Below are 17,414 nucleotides of genomic sequence, written 5' to 3' on the forward strand. Positions count from 1 at the left end.
GGCGCGCACCCGACGCACAATCGACGGATGACCGACGTCGGGCATCTGCTGTATCGCCGCGACGGCGACCTCCCGGCACGCCCGGTCCGCATCGCTCACCTGGGAACAGGCAACTTCTTCCGGGCGCACCAGGCCTGGTACACCGAGCACGCCGGTGACGGTGCGGACTGGGGGATCGCGGCGTTCGCCGGCCGATCCGGTGCCACCGCACGACAGCTGGCCGCCCAGGACGGGCTCTACACACTGCTGGTCCGCGGCGCCGACGGCGACCGGCCGGAAATCATCTCCTCATTGACCAGCGTGTCCGCCGACCTCGACGACTGGCGACGTTGTTTCGCCCTTCCGGAGCTGGCGCTGGCCACGCTGACCGTCACCGAGGCGGGCTACCGGCGGGCAGGTGATGGTTCCCTGGACCGGGCCGACGCCGAGGTCGTCGCGGATATCGACGCGTTGCGCCACCACGGCACCGCCGCCGAGGTGGTCACCGCGCCGGGCAAGTTCGTACTCGGTTTCGCGGTGCGCCGCGGCCTGGGTCTGCCCGGATTGGCGGTGGTGCCGTGCGACAACGTCCCGGACAACGGGGCGATGGCCGAGCGGGTCGTCGCCGATCTGGCCGAGGCCGTCGACCCGGGTCTCGCCGAGTGGATCGCTGCGCACATCGCCTACGTCTCCACCGTCGTTGACCGGATCACGCCGCGCCCCACCGACGACGACCGTGCGGCGGCACACGACCCGGCCGCGGTGGTCACCGAGCCATATTCCGAATGGGTGTTGTGCGGCGAGTTTCCCCAGGGCCGTCCCCGCTGGGAGGCGGCAGGGGCCCGCATCGTCGCTGACATCGCGCCGTGGGAGGCGCGAAAACTGTGGCTGCTCAACGGGTCTCATTCGCTGATGGCGTACGCCGCGACGTTGCGCGGTCATCACACCGTGGACGAGGCGGTGTCGGATCCGGTGGTGCTCGGCTGGGTCCAGCAGTGGTGGGACGACGCCGCGCGGCAGTTGCCGCTGCCCGATGCGGAGATCGCCTCCTACCGCGCCGCGCTGCTGGAGCGCTACGCGAACCCGCGCATCCGCCACCGTCTGAGCCAGATCGCCGCCGACGGCTCGCAGAAGCTGCCGATCCGGGTGCTGCCCACCGTGCGGGGCGAACTCGCCGCCGGTCGCGTACCGGTCGGCGCGGCGCGAATCCTGGCGGCCTGGGTATGCCATCTGCGTGGACAGGGTGCTCCCGTGAACGACATCGCTGCCGAGGAGTTCACCGCGCTTGCCGCCGCGGCCGGAATCGACGAGGCCGTGGACCGGGTGCTGGCCCGCCTCGGCGTCGACGACGACAGGTTGCGCGACGCCGTCGCGACCCTGGCACGTGAGTTGAGCCTCTAGGATTTTGGGCATGGTGTTCGGGGACGACCAGGCGGGCGTCGACCGGGTGACCGCGCAACTCGACGGGATCGGCCGACTCGGTGTGGCGTACTCGGGCGGGGTGGATTCCGCGACGCTGCTGGGACTGGCGATCCGCGCGCTGGGACCGTCCCGCGTGCTCGCGGTCATCGGCGTCTCGCCCAGCCTCGCCGACGACGAACGCTCGGCCGCCCACGACGTCGCGCGTTTTCTCGGCGCATCGGTGGTGGAGGTCGCGACCCACGAGGGGGAGCGCCCGGAATACCGCGCCAACGGACCGGATCGCTGCTTCTACTGCAAGGACGAGCTGTTCACCCGCATCGGCGGCGAAGTCTGCGAGCATCATGGGCTCGACGCCGTCGCCTACGGTGAGAACGCCGATGACGTTGCGCGCCAAGACCGCCCGGGCGCGCGAGCCGCGACCGAGCATCGGGTGTTGCGTCCTCTCGCCGACGCGGGCCTCGACAAGGCGGCGGTGCGCCGCATCGCGCGGGTGATGTCGCTGCCGTGTGCCGACAAACCCGCTCGGCCGTGCCTCGCGTCCAGGATCCCGCACTACGAGCCCGTGACCCCGGAGAAGCTGGCGCAGATCGAGATTGCTGAAAGAGAGTTGTTCCGACTGGGATTCGACGATTGCCGAGTCCGCCATCACGGTGACGTCGCCCGCGTCGAGCTGCCCCAAGCCGACATCGGCCGCGCGACCGGCGAGCTGCGCACGCAGGTACACCACGCCGTCACGTCGGCGGGCTTCCGCTTCGTGGCGGTGGACCTGGCGGGCATCCAGTCCGGCGCTTTCACCGTCCCGCTCATGGTCGTCCGCGGTGACTGACGAAGCCGACGCGTCCGAACCCTTCGCCGAGCTGGACCTGGATCGCGCCCGGCGACGCGGCTATCCCGAAGCCGTTCTGTGTCAAGGCAAGACACCGGAGCAGGTCGGCGCCATCGCCACCACCCTGCGAGGGCACGGTGCCCGCGCGCTGTTCACCCGCGCCACACCCGAACACGCCCGTGCCGTCATCGCCGCGCTGCCCGACGCCTTCTACGCCGACGACTGCGGGCTGCTGGCGTGGCCGGCGGAGCCGCCGGGGGCGGTCGGAGGCCTGGTACTCGTCGTGGCCGCGGGCACCGCGGACCACGTCGTCGCGCGCGAGGCACTGTTGACCGCGCGCCACCTCGGCAGGCCGGCCGAGCTCATCATGGACGTCGGCGTCGCGGGGTTGCACAGGGTGCTGGGCAAGCTGGACGCTCTGCGGGCGGCCCGCGCGATCGTCGTCGTGGCCGGGATGGACGGGGCGCTACCCGCGGTGGTCGCGGGTCTGGTCGCTGCACCGGTGGTGGCCGTGCCGACCTCCACCGGTTACGGCGCCGCGTTCGATGGGTTGGCGGCGTTGCTGGGAATGCTGAACAGCTGTGCGCCCGGTGTGGGTGTGGTCAACATCGACAACGGTTACGGCGCAGGGCATTTGGCGGCTCAGATCGCGGCTCCGACCTGAGGGCCGGCATCGCCCGGCCACGGCGCGCCACGGCGGATTCCGCGCGCCGCGGCGGCCGCGTTCGCCTCGTCGAGGACCTGCCGCACCGGCACCGCGCGCTGCTGTGCCAGCGCCGCCGCGTCGTCGAACTCGGGCGTGGCCACGTCCACGGCCCCGCCGCGCAGCCCGATCTTGACCCGGACCCGGCCGCCCTCGACGGTGACCGGAACCACGACGCGCTCCAGTGCGCTCCGGTGCACCGGAGCCTCCCGTACGCCCAGAGTTCCTGTCAGAGCGAAGATCTCCGAGCGCAACGTGTCGCGTTTGCCTTCGGCTCCGAGCACGCAGAGGGTGTGCGCGGGTCTGCCCTTCTTCATGACGATCGGCACCAGCCATGCGTCTGCGGCGCCCGCGTCGAGAAGCGCGGTGAGCGTGGACGGCCATACGCGCGGGTCGATGTCGTCGACGTTGGTTTCCAGCACCCACATCATCGACGCCACCGCTGCAGATTCTGGTTCACCGAGGACGACGCGCACCACGTTGGGCCGGCCCGCCACGTCGCGGCTTCCGGCGCCCACGCCGACGGCCGACACGGTCATCGCGGGTAGGGGGCCGCATTGTGTGGCCAGTCCTCGCAGCAGGGCCAGTCCGGTCGGTGTGGCCAGTTCACCGTCGCCGCCCGAGGACACCCGCCAGCCGCGGGACAGTTCGGTCACCGCGGGTGCGGGCACGGGCAGATCGCCGTGGGCGGTGTCGACCCGCCCGGAGCCGAGCGCGACCGGACTTGCGGTCACCTCTGTGGCGCCCAGGTCGGCCAGCGCGGCGCACACGCCCACGACGTCGGCGATCGCGTCCCACGCACCGACCTCGTGAAATGTCACCTCGTCGGCGGGCACACCGTGGACACGCGCCTCGGCGTCGGCGAGCAGAGCGAAGACCCTCAGCGCGGACTCCCGGACACCGATGGTCAACGGTGCCTGTTCGAGCAACAACCGGACGTCCGCCCAGCGGCGATGTGGGTGCTCTTCGGCGACGCTGGTGACCCGCGCGTGCACGGCCCGCAGACCGGCGCGACGGGTGGTGCGGGTGCCGACCTCCACCTCACCGGGAACGACCGCGGCGACGGCGCGTTGCACCGACGGCAGCCCCGCGCCCGCGTCGATCAGCGCACCGAGCAGCATGTCGCCTGCGACTCCCGCGGTCGCGTCGATCCAGGCGCGGCGGCCGGCAGTTGTCACCGGTGCCCGTCAGAACATGTCGTAGAGCGAGATCGCCCCGACCGCGAAGATCGCAATCGCGGAGATGACCAGGTAGACCGTGAACATCCGGCCGTCCTTGATCCGCGGATCGGTCTCTTTGAACGACAGGTACAAGCTCGCGATCGACACCGCCACCAGATACAGGGCGTTGAGGATGCCGCCGAGGATCACCAGCGCCAGCGGCGAGGCGGCCACCACCCCGAGCACACCCCACAGGATCGGCTGGACCACCATCAGGCCGCGCAGCCACCGGTCGCGGGACGTCGAGTCCTTCCAGTCGAAGACGCCGAACACCGCGATCGCGTTGGCGACCTGCCTGCTGAGGCTGGGGACGTTGGCCAGGATCGTCTTGTACAGCGCCAGCGCGGCGAACGCCAGGAACACGACGCCGACCCAGTCGCCCACGGTGTCGGTGAAGATCCGTGAGATCGTCGTCAGCACTTCGTTTCCGGCGGGCACCAACCCCTGCGGATTCAGCACCGCCGCGCCGAGGATGTAGAACGACGCCGTCGAGGTGGTGTAGATGACCCAGGCGACCCAGACGTCCTTCTTCATCACCGAGATCCAGCCCCGCGCCCGCCGCACCCAGGCCTCGGATCCGTCGTTGGGTCCGGTCCAGGCGGCGTAGCCCTTCTCCACACACCAGAACGAGTACGACGTGATCTCGCCGGCTCCGACGCCGGTGAGGCCGAACATCGCCAGCGCGACTCCCATGGTCCCTGCGGCGAGCTGGAACTGCATGCCACCGGCGAGGTCCGAGATGCTCCACGCGAACGGGGTGACCTGGATGCCGAACACCAGGACGACCACCGCCGCGGTGACGATCACGACCAGGACCGTCGACACCTTCTCGACGATTCCGTAGCGGTTCGCGATGTGGATGGCGATGGCGACCACCACCATCACCAGCACCCAGAATCCGACCGATGCGGTGCTCGGCGAGTCACCCCCGATCGGCACCAGCAGCGACAGTGCGAGGCCCGCGGCGCTCAACACACCGGCCTGACTGGTCAGGAACTGCAGGAACATCAGCACAGCGAGGTAGGAGACCCAGCCGCGCTTGAGGAACCGCGGCGGCACTCGGTTGTAGCCCTCGATAGCCGACTGCCCGGTGGAGATCGACCAGCGGGCCACTTCGATCTGGACGGCCACCTTGACGAACGTCGAGACGAAGACCAGCCACAGCAGCAGAAAGCCCACTTCGGCGCCGAGAGTCGTGGCGGTGATCAGCTCACCGGAGCCGACGACGGCGGCGCTGGTGATCATGCCGGGCCCGAGGAAGCGAACGCTCGGTCCCCAACCCTTCGGCGGCTCTTTGATTTTCGCGGGGTCCAAGGCGTAAGGGTCGCCGATCGCGGCGGGCGCGCCGATCGGCTCGGAGGCTGTCGCCAAGGCCAACTCCTCGTCACGCGATCGTGAGATCGCTGGGGCGGTGATTGCCGGTACCTGGACACTAGTTCGTCGCACTGCCGTCGCGGTGGGGTTTGCCCGCGTAGATTCCGGCGGCGCGGGTAATGATGATGAGGCGATGTAAGCGGTACCGCCCGGAGTCCGTCCGTCCGTCCGTCCGTCGACGAGGAGCACCTCGTGGCCAAAACCTCCAGCAGCGGGGGGCTCGGTGTCGCGTCGAACCGTCCGCGGATGCCGCCGGACTGGCAGGGGTGGGCTTCGGCCGCGATCGCGCTCGCCGGGTTCGTGCTGTGTCTGTTGATGTGGCTGCGCGGCGGCGGCGAGTTCACGGTGCCCTGGGTGCCGACCCTGGATCTGCACCTGAGCTTCTCGTTCGACGGCCTGGCCGCCCTGTACTCGATGCTGGCCTGTGGCATCGGCGCCCTTGTGTTCTGGTACGGAACCGGGTACCTGTCGCTGCACCTGGCGCACGAAGGTCGCCCGGCGCGGGAGCGGTGGCGGTTCTGGCCGTGGATGGTGCTGTTCGCGCTGGCGATGGTCGGGTTGGCCACCGCGCAGGATCTCGTGCTGCTGTTCGTCTTCTTCGACATCACCGCGATCTGCTCGTACTTTTTGATCGGTTTCGACCGCGGCGAACAGAAGGCGCGTCGAGCGGCGCTGATGGCGCTGGTGATCACGGTCGCCAGCGCGGTGGCGATGCTCATCGCCGCGGTGCTGTTGTACGCGAGCCACGGAACGTTCTCGATCCCGGAGTTGCTCGAGCGAGTCGAGCCCGGGACGACGACCACCGTCGCCGCGGTGCTGCTCGCGGTGGCGGCGTTGGCCAAGAGCGCTCAAGTGCCCCTGCACTTCTGGCTGCCCAAGGCGATGGCGGCGCCGACGCCGGTCTCGGCCTATCTGCATTCGGCGGCGATGGTGGCGGCGGGCGTGCTCGTGCTCGGACGGGTGCATCCGCTGCTGGCGCGCAGCGACGCCGTGCTCACCGGCCTGCTCGTCGTCGGCGTGGCATCCATCGTCGTCGGAGGGGTGCTCGCGCTGGGCCAGGACGTTCTCAAGCAGGTGCTGGCCTACTCGACGATCTCCCAGTACGGCTACGTCGTGATGCTCTACGGCATCGGCGGCGGGGCCGCGGCGGGCGCGGCCGCGTTCTATGTGCTGGCGCACGGTGTGGCCAAGAGCGCCCTGTTCATGACCGCGGGCGCGGTGACGATGGCAACGGGGGAGGATCGGCTGTCCCGGCTCGGCGGGCTGGGCCGGCGTCGACCCGTGCTCGCGGCGGCGGCGGGTGTCGCGGCCGCGAGCCTGGCGGGGCTGCCCCTTACGGCCGGGTTCTTCAAAGACGAACTGTTCTTCGATGCGGCCGGTGCCGCCGGAGCGCTGCCGACGACGCTCGCCATCCTTGCCGCGGTGCTGACCCTGACCTACATCGGCCGCTTCTGGATGAAGCTGTTCCTGGGTCCGACGCGGGCGCAGCCTCGGGCGGTGTCTGGCGTCCTCACCGCGCCCGTCGTCGTCCTTGCGGTCATCAGCGTGGCGGCAGGACTGGTGCCGCAGCTGTTCAGCGGCCTGGCCGCGGACGCCGGCTCGGTCACCAACGCCGCCCCGGTGCAGCTGTCACCCGCCTACCATCTCGACGCGCGTCCGGCGAACCTGATGGCGCTGAGCGTATGGGCGCTGGCGGCGGTGCTGATCGCCACGCCTCGGCTGCGCGACAGCGTTTCTCGGGTACTGGCCCGCGCCGGCGAGCGCGCGGGGTCGCTGCGCATCTACACCAGAAGCCTTCGCGTGTTGGGGCGTATCTCGGCTGCCATTCACGATCGGGAGGTGCGCGACCTGCGCAGCAGCATCGCGGCCGTGCTCGTGCCCGCAGGTGCGCTGACCGCGTTCGCGTTCGCGGTGACGCCGACGGCCGGCCAGTACGCGGTGGGGGCGGTGCACGGAAGCGACTGGTTGATCCTTCCGCTGCTGGGGCTGGTCGCCATCGCCACACTGGCGACCGCCCGGATCGGCACGCGGGTCGGGATGGTGTTGGCGTTGTCGGTGGTCGGCTTCGCGCTGGCCGCCGTCTACGCCCTGGTCGCCGCACCCGACATCGCGCTCGTGGCGGTCCTGGTCGAGACGATGATCACCCTGGTCTTCATCGCCGCGTTCAATCGGTTACCCAAGCGGGCCCCCTCCAGCGGGCCCGTCGAGCCGGCGCCCCCGAACCGTACAGAGCGGATTCGTCAGTGGCGCAACGTGATTGCCGGGGGGGTCGCCGGAATCGCCGCGTTCGTCAGCATCTGGGGATTCCTCTCGGCGCCGACGCAGATGGCCGGAGTGGCCGAGGAGTACATCCGGCGCACCCCGATCGCGCACGGGGAGGACGTCGTCACCGTGATCATCACCGATTTCCGCGGCCTGGACACGCTCGGCGAGATCACCGTGCTGCTGGTCGCGGTCGTCGGGGTGGCGACCCTGCTGCGGCGAGGTCGACTGTGGTGAGGCGGACGAGCGTGGTGTTGCGCGTGGTGGCACGGCTTCTGCTCGGGCCCAGCCTCATGGTGGCCGCCGCGCTGATCGTCAAGGGTTACACCGACGTCGGCGACGGCTTCGCCGCCGGTATGGTGGTCGCGCTCGCAATCGCATTGTGCTACGTGGCTTTCGGGGCCGCCGACGCCGAGCGCTTGTTGCCCCCGCTCCGATACTCGCCGCACTGCGCCATCGGCGGGCTGCTGATGTCGCTGACCGTCGGTTTCTTCCCAGTGCTGTTCAACGCGCCGTTGTTCAGCCATGAGCCCGGCCCCGGTGAACCCGTCACCACCTTCGGATCGTTGGAGTTGTTCACGCCGCTGATCTTCGACCTCGGCATTTTCCTTCTCGTCGTCGGCGTGATGACGGTGCTGCTGCACCAGATGGCCGAACCCGATGCCCACGCCGCCGACGACGGAGAGGGGGCTGAGTCGTGACCCTGGCGTTCGCCGTTGCCGCGGCCATACTTTTCGGTTGCGGCGCATACCTTCTGCTGCAGCGCGACCTGATCCGCATCGTCGTCGGTGTCGCGCTGATCTCGCAGTCCGCCGTGGTGACGCTGATCGGCGCCGGGCTGTCACGCGGGCAGGCCCCGATCGATCCGCAGGCCGGCGCCCCGGTCAGCGATCCGGTGCCCCAAGCTCTGGTACTCACCGCGCTGGTCATCGGGCTGGCGACGCTCGCGTTGCTGCTCGCCCTGGTGCACCGCGCGGTCATCGCTTCGCGCACAGCCCATCACGACGAACTCGCCGCCCAGGAGATCGCGCACGAAGAGGTGCTCGAGCGCGATCGCCGACGCGACAGCAGTGAGATGACGTGATGCGCTGATGTCGGTCTCGCTGTCGCTGTCGCTGGCCCTGCTCATCCCGTGGGTGACGGGTGCGGTGCTCGTCGGGCTGGACGGCCGGCGCCGCTGGGTCGCCTGGTCGGCGGTGGGCGCGCTGGCGGCGACGTTGACGGTGCTCGCGGTCCTCACCGTGCAGGTGGTGACCGACGGTGGGCGGCAGTCGACGACCGGCGGCTGGCCGGCCGGGGTGGGCATCGTGCTGAACGCCGACGCGCTGGGGGCCACGTTCGCGCTGGTCTCGGTGGTCGTGTTGCTCGTCGCGGCCTGCAACGAAGCCATCGTCGGCGTGCAGAACCGCACCTTCCCCGGCTTGGTGGTGCTGCTGGCGGCGGGCCTGACGGGGTTGTTCTTCACCGGCGACGTGTTCAATTTCTATGTCTTCTTCGAGATCTCGATGATGGCGTCCTACGCGCTGGCCACCTACGGCGGCGGCGCCCGCCAGCTGCGCGCGGCGCTGATCTTCGCTTCGGTGAACCTGCTGGGGTCGTTCCTGTTCTTGATCGCGGTCGCGGGTACCTACCGCATCACCGGCGCGTTGGCGATGGCCGATGTCGCCGAGCGCATCCACGGCGTCGGCGCCAACGCGACATTGCTCGTCGCGGTCGGCTACTTCGTGGCGTTCAGTGTCAAACTCGGGCTCTTTCCGTTTCATTTCTGGCTGCCGACGGTCTACGCGGGAACCAGGCCCGCCGTGGCGGCCATTCTCAGCGGTGCGGTCGCCAACATCGGCGGCTATGGTCTGCTGCGCTTCGGCGCCGGAATCTTCGGCGAGGAAGTGCGGTTCGCGGCGACCGCACTCGTGGTGCTCGGTGTCGCGTCGATCCTCTACGGCGGCGTGGTGTCGGTGTCGCGCGGCGACATCGGCGAGACGCTGGCCTACTCGGCGATCGGACAGGTCGGCTACGTCCTGGTCGCGCTCGGCGTCGGCGGTCCGATCGGGCTCGCGGCGGCCGTCCTCTACAGCGTGGTCAACGCGCTGAACAAGGGCCTGCTGTTTCTGGCCGACGGGCTGCGCGGCCCAATGGTGGCCGCCGCGTTCGCGATCGGGGCATTCAGTGTCGCCGGTGTGCCACCGGCGCTCGGTTTCGTCGGCAAGCTCGAGTTGTTCCGCACCGCGATCGCCGCCGACAGCGCGGCCCTGGTCGTGCTGCTCCTCATCGGAAGCGTGCTGTCCTTGGTCTACATGTTTCCCAGTTACCAACGACGGTTCTGGCGCACGGATCTCACGCCCGCCGAACCCGTTGCGGTGAGCCCTGTTTCGGCGCGCACGTTGGTGGCCGCCATCGCTCTTCTCGTGATCGCCGCGGGCCTGTGGGCCGAGCCGCTTCTGATCCTCAGCCAGACCGCCGCCGAAGCCCTCACCGGGAGGTTCACATGATCGCCGCGATATCCCGGGTCGTCGCGCTGACCGCCGTCTACCTGATGGTGCTGAGCAGCGTCGAACCCGCCGACATCCTCATCGGGGCGCTGCTCGCGACCCTGATCGTGCTGGCGGGAACCGTCATGCGAAAACGGACCCGGCATCCGGACCGGCCGGCCGGCACGACGCCGTGGCGCCGGATGGCCGGAGTACCGGCGCTGATCGGGGTCACGGTGCTCGACATGTGCCGTGCGAGCTGGACGGTGTCCCGGCACTGTCTGGGCCTGCAGCCGATGTCGCCCGGCCTGGTGACGATGGCGATCCGTCCCGGTTCACCGGCGTCGGCGACGGCCTGGGCGATCCGTGTCGGGTTGTCTCCGGACACCGTCGTCGTCGATGTCGACGACGAAGAGGGCACGCTGGTGTTGCACGTCCTGGACGCGCGCGACCCCGACGCCATCCGTCGCGAGCAGATGCGTTCCTACGAGCACGCGCAGCGCCGCGTTTTTCCGTGACCGCCATGCCCACCGCGCTGCTCATCGTCGCCCTGGTCTGGACCACCGTGCTCACCGTGGCCGGAGGACTGTTACTGCTACGAGCGCGCGATGTGCTCCAGCGCGTCATCGCACTGGACCTGCTGGCCGTGCTCCTGGTCGCGCTGCTGGCGCTCGTCAGCTATCTGCGCGACGTGCCCTACTACTTGAACGCGGCGGTCGCGCTCGCGCTTCTCGCGTTCGTCGCGACCGTCGCCACCGCGCGCTACCTCGGATCCGGAGGGCCGTTCGAGTGATCTCCCTGGTGCTCGACACCCTCGGCGCGGTGCTGCTGGTCGCGGGACTGGTGCTGTTGACGATCAGTGTCTACGGATTGCTGCGGATACCGGACACGTTGAGCCAGTTGCACGCCCAGGGCCTGGCCACCGGTCCCGGAGTGATCGCGGTGCTGGCGTCCTCGATCGCCACCGAGAACGCCGCGATCATCGCCTTCGCGTTTCTGACCATCGCCTTCATGGTGGCGTCCTCGCCGGCCTCCGGTCACGCCATCGCCAACTCCGCCGGCCGTCGCAGCCAACGCGCGCACGAGCCACGCGAGGAACCGGACGGTGAGCGCGACGTCTGACGAAACCGCTGACAGGTCACACCGACGCGGTGGCCGCCCTGGAGATGCCGGCGGCCTCGTACACCTGGGTCTCGTCGAGGGTCTCCTGGGCAAGCAACTCGGCGACGATGCGGTCGAGCCGGCGCCGATTGTCGCGCAATAGCCGCCGGGCCTCGACGTAGCACTCGTCGATGAGTCGACGGATCTCCTGGTCGACGGAGCCGAGCATGGAGTCCGAGACACCACCCATCCGCGGATCGCCCTCGCGAGGCAGCACCGACACCGGGCCGATCCGCTCGGACATGCCCCACCGTCCGACCATGGCGCGCGCAACGTTGGTAGCCGTCTCGAGGTCGCTTTCCGAACCCGTGGTCACCACGCCGAAGATCTCCTCTTCTGCGGCCATCCCGCCCAGGGCGCCGATGATGCGCCCACGCAGATAGTCGGCGGTGTAGCCGTAGCGGTCCTCCTCCGGGGTGGACCACGTCACGCCCAGGGCGTGGCCACGCGGGATGATGGACACCTTGCGCACCGGGTCGGCACCCGGTTGCAGCATGCCGAGCAACGCGTGTCCGGCCTCGTGATAGGCCGTGCGGCGACGTTCCTCCTCGGAAACCACCACGTTGCGGGCGGTCCCGAGCTGCACCTTCTCCAGGGCGTCGGACAGATAGCGGGCCGTCACGTGGGTCAGCCCGTCGCGGGCGGCGGCCAACGCCGCCTCGTTGACCAGGTTGGCCAGGTCCGCGCCGGTCATGCCGGGTGTCGCGGCGGCGACCGTGTCGAGGTCGACGTCGTCGGCCAGCGGTACCGAGCGCGTGTGCACGCGCAGGATGGCGATGCGACCCTTGCGGTCGGGCGGGTTGACGGTGACTGTGCGGTCGAACCGTCCCGGCCGCAGCAGCGCCGGATCCAGGACATCGGGGCGGTTCGTCGCGGCGAGCACCACCACTCCCTCCGATCCGCTGAAACCGTCCATCTCGGTGAGGATCTGGTTGAGCGTCTGCTCGCGCTCGTCGTGCCCGCCGACGCTGGCACCGCCGCCGCGCGAGCGGCCGATGGTGTCGATCTCGTCGATGAAGATGATCGACGGAGCGACTTTGCGGGCTTCCTCGAAGAGTTCGCGCACCCGGGAGGCGCCGACGCCGACGATCATCTCGATGAACTCGGCTCCGCTCGCCGAGAAGAACGGCACGTTGGCTTCGCCCGCCGTCGCCCGTGCGAGCAGCGTCTTGCCGGTGCCGGGTGGGCCGGTCAGCAGCACACCTTTGGGCACCTTCGCACCGAGCTTGCGGTACTTCTCCGGATGACGCAGATAGTCGACGATCTCGTTGATCTCGGCCTTGACCTCGTCGATGCCGGCGACATCATCGAAGGTGACCCGGACCGTCTCCGGGTCGACGGGCTCGCGCTTGCGCGAGTTCATGCCGAAGAGTCCGCCGCCACCACCCTGCATCGACTGGGCGCGCTTGAACAGCCAGAACCAGAACCCGAACAGCAGCAGGATCGGGGCGAAGGACAGCAGCAGGTTCCAGAAGATACCGCGGTCGGTGCTCAGCGGTTCCGCCGAAACCGTGGCGCCACCCTCCTCGAGCTGGGTGAGCAGGTCATCCTGGGCGAAGGTGGGCCGTTCGGTGGTGAAACGGTCGTAGGTTTTCGACGCATCATCTTGAGCTGGAACGGGTTTCGCTTCGCGCAACGTGCCTTGGATGGACTCGCCCTGGGAGAACACCTCGGCGACGTTGCGCTGCTCCACCTGTGCGGTGAACTCGGTGTACGGCACCTTGGCCGGATCGCCCAGCGTGTCCTGGAAGGACAGCAGCCCGAACACCGCCAGATAGCCGAGACCGAGGTACATCAGCACGACCCACCAGCGCGGCCGTCGACGTTGACCGTCGGCGTCCGCGTTCTGGTTGGGTAGCCCTTCGGTGCGCCACGGTTTGGGGTCGTCGTTGTTCGGCGGCTTCGACGCCGCGGACGATTCGCGTCTGCGCGTTCCGTTCGTGCGCCCGGACTCGGTCACAGTATCCAAGCTAGCCGGGTCGTCGGCTTTCGATAAGGGACCGCGGTTTCCTCGCGGATTCTGCGGTGGCGGCGTCATCGTTGCCATGGAGGCCGGGGGGCGTTGAGATCGAATCGCACCCCGACCATGCGGATCACGAAGCACACGGTCGCGGCGCCCAGCGTCGCCGCGATGTTCTGCACGCCGAGGCCGTAGAGGAGCGCCGCACAGGCCGCGCCGATCATCGCCGGAATCGCGTAGAGCTCGCTGCGGAACACCGTGGGCACCTGCCCGATCGCCATGTCACGGATGGTGCCGCCGCCGACGGCGGTGATGGTGCCGACGATGACCGCCTGCAGGACGCCGAACTCGAGGTTCAGTGCCTTGTAGGCGGCGAGCACGGCGAACACGCTCAACCCGACGGCATCGGCGATGGTGATGGGCATGGTGAACCGCTCGAGGGCGGGGCTCAGCACGAACGCGATGGCGCCGCCGCCCGCGGCCACGGCCAGATAGCGCCAGTCCACGAAGGTCGCGGGCGGAAGTGAATTCAGAAGGATGTCGCGGATGACGCCACCGCCCAGCCCGGTGAGCATGCCGACGGTGACCACGCCGAAGATGTCCAGACGCGTTGCGCGCAGCGACACGAGCGCACCGTTGAGTGCGAACGCGAACGTGCCGATGAGGTCGAGCACCAGCAGCAGAGGCGTTTCGGTCGACATTGCTTGGTGTATACCCGAGGCCGCGCCCGTGTCCCACGACCCCGCCGGCGCGGTTCGATGCCTCACCGACGGAAGCGCGCGCTAGGTCGAGGACCTGTTGCCGACGGTTGACGCCGGATCGACGCAACAGGTCCTCTGAACGGGTCAGATTCCGTCGGCGATGCGGACCGCTTCGTCGAAGTAGGGGGCATCGACCTGCACCGAGTAGCTCTTGGCCACCAGACCCGAGATGCTCGAGAAGTCGCGCCGGCCACCGGTAGTCCAGTGCGCGATGAAACCGAAAACGCCGCCCCAGAAGGCGCCGATCAACAGGCTGCCCAGCAGCGTCAGCAACACCCCGGACGGGACGAGGACGAAGAGGCTGAACAGCAGGCCGAACAGCAGACCGAATCCGGCGCCCGCCCCGGCGCCCATCAGCGTGGCCCTGCCCTTGGTCATCCTGCCGGTCACCTGCTCGACACTGTCGACGCCGTGACCGATGATGCGCACACGTTCGACGGGAAAGCCCTCGTCTGACAGTTTATCCACCACGCGCTGTGCCTCTTCGTAGGTCGGATACACGCGCAGCACCATCGACTCCAGTGAGTTTCGGTTCAACGTCGCTGTCATGAAATCTCCTATCTGATCTAGTTGGTTGGTACTACCCAACTATAGTATCTTTGGTTGGTATATACCAACTATTAAGCAGGTGTGAACGCGGTGGCCAAACACGAAGAGGGCGAAGACCGGGCCGTGTACGAGGCGATCCGGCAGATTGCGCGGTGGTCCAACCGCCCCGACGCGCGCGCCGCGCTGCTCGGACGGGCCGCACAGGATTTCTCACCGATCGACGTGGACCTGTTGCGCGCCATCGTCTCCAACGGTCCAGTGCGAATCTCCGACCTTGCCCATTGGCAGGGCGTCGACAAGTCCACGATGTCGTTGCAGGTTCGCAGGCTCGAACAGCGTGATCTGATCCGCCGGCGCCCGGATCCCGCCGATCAACGGGCCGCACTGCTCACCGCGACCGCCAAGGGGCGCCGGACCTGTCAACGCATGGACGTCGCAGGCACCGACGTCGTCGCGCGCGCATTCGCGCACTGGCCCGAACGCGACCGGCGGGACCTCGCCACGCTTCTGGCCCGGTTCGCCCAAGACCTCACGTCCTCTGGCGAGATCCTGCGAGCGAGTGCGTCGGCGCCCTGAACGCAGCACCGTGGATTAGTAGCCGGTGAAAGAGGAACCCCTATCAAGCACCCATCGATCGGAAGGAGCCAATCATGGTGAAACTGTCAGTGATCTACTACTCCGCAACGGGGCACGGCACCGCGATGGCGCGCACCGTTGCCGAGGCCGGGGAGAAGGCCGGCGCCGAGGTCCGGTTCCGCCCGGTCGCCGAAACCCGCGATCCCAAGTCGTTCGCGGACAACCCCGCCTGGTCGGCCAACTACGAAGACACCAAGGACCTTCCGTCGGCGACGGGGGACGACATCGTGTGGGCCGACGCGGTGATCTTCGGCTCACCGACCCGATTCGGTTCTCCCGCAGCGCCTTTCCGTACCTTCATCGACACACTGGGTGGGTTGTGGGCACAGGGGAAACTCGCCGACAAGGTCTACGCCGGGTTCACGTCGTCGCAAACCGCTCACGGCGGGCAGGAGACCACGTTGATCAACCTCTACGTGACGCTGATGCACTTCGGCGGCATCATCGTGCCACCCGGGTACACCAACGAGCTCAAGTTCGCCGATGGAAACCCGTACGGCGTCAGCCACATCACCGGCCCGGACAACAAGTCCCCTGTCAACGATGCGACCAACGCCGCGCTCGAACACATGGCGCAACGGGTGGTCACGATCGCCGGCCGCCTTGCCGGATAGTCCTCGCGCAGTGCGGACGTAGGCGAATGCGTCTGCGACACTGCTGAAGCCATCACGACCTCTCACCACCCGTCCATTGGCGCACGACAACTCAGAAGGTGTACGTGGACATGATGCGGCTCTTCAGTCGACCGTCGGCGCTGCGCTTCGCCACCGCCCGCTACCACTTTCGCGAAAGTCTCTTCGCGCTCCCCGCCCTGGTGCTGGTGGGCGGCATCGCCCTCGCGGAGGCGACGGCCTACCTCGACGACATCGTGGGCGTGAACACCTCACTCCCGTTGACCCTCGAAATGAACAGCAACGCGGCGACGTGGCTACTGAGCACCGTCGCCGGCGCCACCATCACCACCGCGGGAGTGGTCTTCTCGCTCACGGTGGTGAGCCTGCAATTGGCCAGCAGCCAGTTCTCACCACGGGTGATGCGGTCGTTCATCCGGGACCGGCTGAGCCAGTTGGTCATCGGCCTACTGGTGGGCACCTTCGTCTTCTGTGTGCTGACCCTTCGCCATATCAGCGGGGACCCGATGTCGAATGCGCCGCGGGTGTCGATGACGGCGGCGGTCGTACTGGCGGTAGTGACGGTGCTGCTGATCATCGCCTACCTCAACCGGTTGGCCTACGGGCTGCAGGTCGGGGAGGTGGTGCGCACCATTGCCGCGGAGGCCGACGAGGTGATCGAGGAGCAGGAGCGGCAGACGCGCATGGAGACACCGGCCCCCCACCCGGCGCCGGGAACGGGCGAGCACCTGACGGTCCATGCGGGCAGCGACGGCTGGGTCACCCAGTCGGCGAGCAGGTACATCCTGGCCGCGGTCCCGCCCGCGACCGTCGTGCGATTGGAGACGCGCACCGGCGCCTACATACACCGGGGCGAGGTGCTGATGACGCTGTGGCCGAAGCCGGCCGACGCCGGTCGCGTCGACCGCAAGCTGAGGTCGACGGTGGAGGTGGCCGATATCCGCACCATGCAGCAAGATGTCGACTTCGGCGTCCGGCAGCTGGTCGACATCGCTCTGCGTGCGCTCAGCCCCGCCGTCAACGACCCGACCACGGCGGCCGACGTGGTGCTCCGAATCGGCAGCCTGATGCGCAAACTGTTGGCGGCCGACATGCCGCCGCAGGCGGTTTGCGGACCCGACGACAGGATTCTTCTTCGGCCCTGGGATCTGTCGCACGAGGAATACATCGCGCACGCCTTCGACCAGATCCGCCAGAGTTCGGTCGGTCAACCGAACGTCGTTGCGACGGTGTTGCGGGTGCTGCGGATGCTGATCGAACACGCTCGCAGCGTGGGCCGGCAGGAGTACATCGCCCCGCTACGCAGGCAGATCGGGTTGTTGATGGACGCCATGGACGCCCAACCCGACCTCCACCCGGCCGATCTCGAACGCCTCCGGGCGATCTCGCAGGAGGCGGCCACCGACCCGGCAGAACACGACGTCTGATCGGCCTCGGGCACCGAGGCGCCCGGCATCGCTA

General features: G+C 68.7%; 18 protein-coding genes. 13 read left to right on the forward strand and 5 right to left on the reverse strand.

Annotated features, from left to right (window positions below; genetic code table 11):
* Positions 1-27 precede the first annotated feature (27 nt).
* From AU197_RS02315 to larB, 3 genes are read left to right on the forward strand one after another with little or no spacing between them, the layout of a single operon-like run.
* Positions 28-1,380 carry a mannitol dehydrogenase family protein gene (locus AU197_RS02315; protein ID WP_064400739.1) on the forward strand — a complete coding sequence of 451 codons (1,353 nt, stop codon included), beginning with the start codon at positions 28-30 and terminating at the stop codon, positions 1,378-1,380.
* Positions 1,381-1,390: 10 nt separating this feature from the next.
* Positions 1,391-2,227, forward strand: a complete 837-nt coding sequence (gene larE, locus AU197_RS02320) for an ATP-dependent sacrificial sulfur transferase LarE (protein ID WP_064400740.1) — start codon at positions 1,391-1,393, stop codon at positions 2,225-2,227.
* Positions 2,220-2,891: a nickel pincer cofactor biosynthesis protein LarB gene (gene larB, locus AU197_RS02325; protein WP_064400741.1), complete on the forward strand. Its 672-nt coding sequence runs from the start codon at positions 2,220-2,222 to the stop codon at positions 2,889-2,891. The genes larE and larB overlap by 8 nt, the downstream gene beginning before the upstream one ends.
* On the opposite strand, the gene larC is transcribed toward larB, so the two are convergent.
* Positions 2,870-4,108, reverse strand: a complete 1,239-nt coding sequence (gene larC, locus AU197_RS02330) for a nickel pincer cofactor biosynthesis protein LarC (RefSeq protein ID WP_231744794.1) — start codon at positions 4,106-4,108, stop codon at positions 2,870-2,872. The genes larB and larC overlap by 22 nt on opposite strands.
* 9 nt (positions 4,109-4,117) lie before the next feature.
* A complete protein-coding gene (locus AU197_RS02335; RefSeq protein ID WP_197415432.1) occupies positions 4,118-5,521 on the reverse strand; it encodes an Nramp family divalent metal transporter in 1,404 nt (467 codons plus the stop codon).
* Between the two features lie 195 nt (positions 5,522-5,716).
* Between AU197_RS02335 and mbhE the strand changes: the two genes are divergently transcribed.
* From mbhE to AU197_RS02370, 7 genes are read left to right on the forward strand one after another with little or no spacing between them, the layout of a single operon-like run.
* Positions 5,717-8,023 (forward strand): hydrogen gas-evolving membrane-bound hydrogenase subunit E, encoded by a 2,307-nt coding sequence (gene mbhE / locus AU197_RS02340; RefSeq protein WP_197415433.1) that lies wholly within the window; start codon positions 5,717-5,719, stop codon positions 8,021-8,023.
* Positions 8,020-8,487, forward strand: a complete 468-nt coding sequence (locus AU197_RS02345) for an MnhB domain-containing protein (protein ID WP_197415434.1) — start codon at positions 8,020-8,022, stop codon at positions 8,485-8,487. Before mbhE ends, AU197_RS02345 begins: the two co-directional genes overlap by 4 nt.
* On the forward strand, positions 8,484-8,870 hold the full coding sequence (locus AU197_RS02350) for a sodium:proton antiporter (RefSeq protein ID WP_064400743.1): 387 nt from the start codon (positions 8,484-8,486) through the stop codon (positions 8,868-8,870). The genes AU197_RS02345 and AU197_RS02350 overlap by 4 nt, the downstream gene beginning before the upstream one ends.
* Before the next feature lie 7 nt (positions 8,871-8,877).
* Positions 8,878-10,275 carry a complex I subunit 5 family protein gene (locus AU197_RS02355; protein ID WP_064400744.1) on the forward strand — a complete coding sequence of 466 codons (1,398 nt, stop codon included), beginning with the start codon at positions 8,878-8,880 and terminating at the stop codon, positions 10,273-10,275.
* Positions 10,272-10,772 (forward strand): Na+/H+ antiporter subunit E, encoded by a 501-nt coding sequence (locus AU197_RS02360; protein WP_064400745.1) that lies wholly within the window; start codon positions 10,272-10,274, stop codon positions 10,770-10,772. The genes AU197_RS02355 and AU197_RS02360 overlap by 4 nt, the downstream gene beginning before the upstream one ends.
* 5 nt (positions 10,773-10,777) lie before the next feature.
* On the forward strand, positions 10,778-11,047 hold the full coding sequence (locus tag AU197_RS02365; protein WP_064400907.1) for a monovalent cation/H+ antiporter complex subunit F: 270 nt from the start codon (positions 10,778-10,780) through the stop codon (positions 11,045-11,047).
* Positions 11,044-11,376, forward strand: a complete 333-nt coding sequence (locus tag AU197_RS02370; RefSeq protein ID WP_064400746.1) for a cation:proton antiporter — start codon at positions 11,044-11,046, stop codon at positions 11,374-11,376. Before AU197_RS02365 ends, AU197_RS02370 begins: the two co-directional genes overlap by 4 nt.
* Positions 11,377-11,392: 16 nt before the next feature.
* Here AU197_RS02370 and ftsH read toward each other — a convergent pair whose 3' ends face one another.
* The 3 genes from ftsH to AU197_RS02385 all read right to left on the reverse strand — a co-directional run bounded on the left by ftsH (position 11,393) and on the right by AU197_RS02385 (position 14,685).
* Entirely contained in the window at positions 11,393-13,375 is a 1,983-nt protein-coding gene (gene ftsH, locus AU197_RS02375; RefSeq protein WP_064400747.1) for an ATP-dependent zinc metalloprotease FtsH, read from the reverse strand.
* 74 nt (positions 13,376-13,449) lie between these two features.
* Complete coding sequence (locus AU197_RS02380) at positions 13,450-14,076, reverse strand: trimeric intracellular cation channel family protein (protein WP_064400748.1); 627 nt, start codon at positions 14,074-14,076, stop codon at positions 13,450-13,452.
* Between the two features lie 144 nt (positions 14,077-14,220).
* Positions 14,221-14,685 (reverse strand): YflT domain-containing protein, encoded by a 465-nt coding sequence (locus AU197_RS02385; RefSeq protein ID WP_064400749.1) that lies wholly within the window; start codon positions 14,683-14,685, stop codon positions 14,221-14,223.
* 90 nt (positions 14,686-14,775) lie between these two features.
* Here AU197_RS02385 and AU197_RS02390 point away from each other — a divergent pair, with 90 nt between their 5' ends.
* The 3 genes from AU197_RS02390 to AU197_RS02400 all read left to right on the forward strand — a co-directional run bounded on the left by AU197_RS02390 (position 14,776) and on the right by AU197_RS02400 (position 17,380).
* Positions 14,776-15,261 (forward strand): MarR family winged helix-turn-helix transcriptional regulator, encoded by a 486-nt coding sequence (locus AU197_RS02390; RefSeq protein ID WP_197415435.1) that lies wholly within the window; start codon positions 14,776-14,778, stop codon positions 15,259-15,261.
* Positions 15,262-15,335: 74 nt separating this feature from the next.
* Positions 15,336-15,935, forward strand: coding sequence for an NAD(P)H:quinone oxidoreductase (wrbA, locus tag AU197_RS02395; protein WP_064400751.1), 600 nt, complete (start codon positions 15,336-15,338; stop codon positions 15,933-15,935).
* Positions 15,936-16,045: 110 nt separating this feature from the next.
* Positions 16,046-17,380, forward strand: a complete 1,335-nt coding sequence (locus AU197_RS02400; RefSeq protein WP_082696476.1) for a DUF2254 domain-containing protein — start codon at positions 16,046-16,048, stop codon at positions 17,378-17,380.
* Positions 17,381-17,414 lie beyond the last annotated feature (34 nt).

Origin of the sequence: Mycobacterium sp. IS-1590, assembly GCF_001500025.1 — a bacterium.
Taxonomy (GTDB): Bacteria; Actinomycetota; Actinomycetes; order Mycobacteriales; family Mycobacteriaceae; genus Mycobacterium.

Bases quoted from the DNA above. Each gene is read 5' to 3' on its own strand.
- AU197_RS02400 (WP_082696476.1), top strand. From the start codon at position 16,046: ATGATGCGGCTCTTCAGTCGACCGTCGGCGCTGCGCTTCGCCACCGCC.
- larE (WP_064400740.1), top strand. From the start codon at position 1,391: ATGGTGTTCGGGGACGACCAGGCGGGCGTCGACCGGGTGACCGCGCAA.
- AU197_RS02385 (WP_064400749.1), bottom strand. From the start codon at position 14,685: ATGACAGCGACGTTGAACCGAAACTCACTGGAGTCGATGGTGCTGCGC.
- AU197_RS02355 (WP_064400744.1), top strand. From the start codon at position 8,878: ATGTCGGTCTCGCTGTCGCTGTCGCTGGCCCTGCTCATCCCGTGGGTG.
- AU197_RS02315 (WP_064400739.1), top strand. From the start codon at position 28: ATGACCGACGTCGGGCATCTGCTGTATCGCCGCGACGGCGACCTCCCG.
- AU197_RS02365 (WP_064400907.1), top strand. From the start codon at position 10,778: ATGCCCACCGCGCTGCTCATCGTCGCCCTGGTCTGGACCACCGTGCTC.
- AU197_RS02360 (WP_064400745.1), top strand. From the start codon at position 10,272: ATGATCGCCGCGATATCCCGGGTCGTCGCGCTGACCGCCGTCTACCTG.
- wrbA (WP_064400751.1), top strand. From the start codon at position 15,336: ATGGTGAAACTGTCAGTGATCTACTACTCCGCAACGGGGCACGGCACC.
- AU197_RS02380 (WP_064400748.1), bottom strand. From the start codon at position 14,076: ATGTCGACCGAAACGCCTCTGCTGCTGGTGCTCGACCTCATCGGCACG.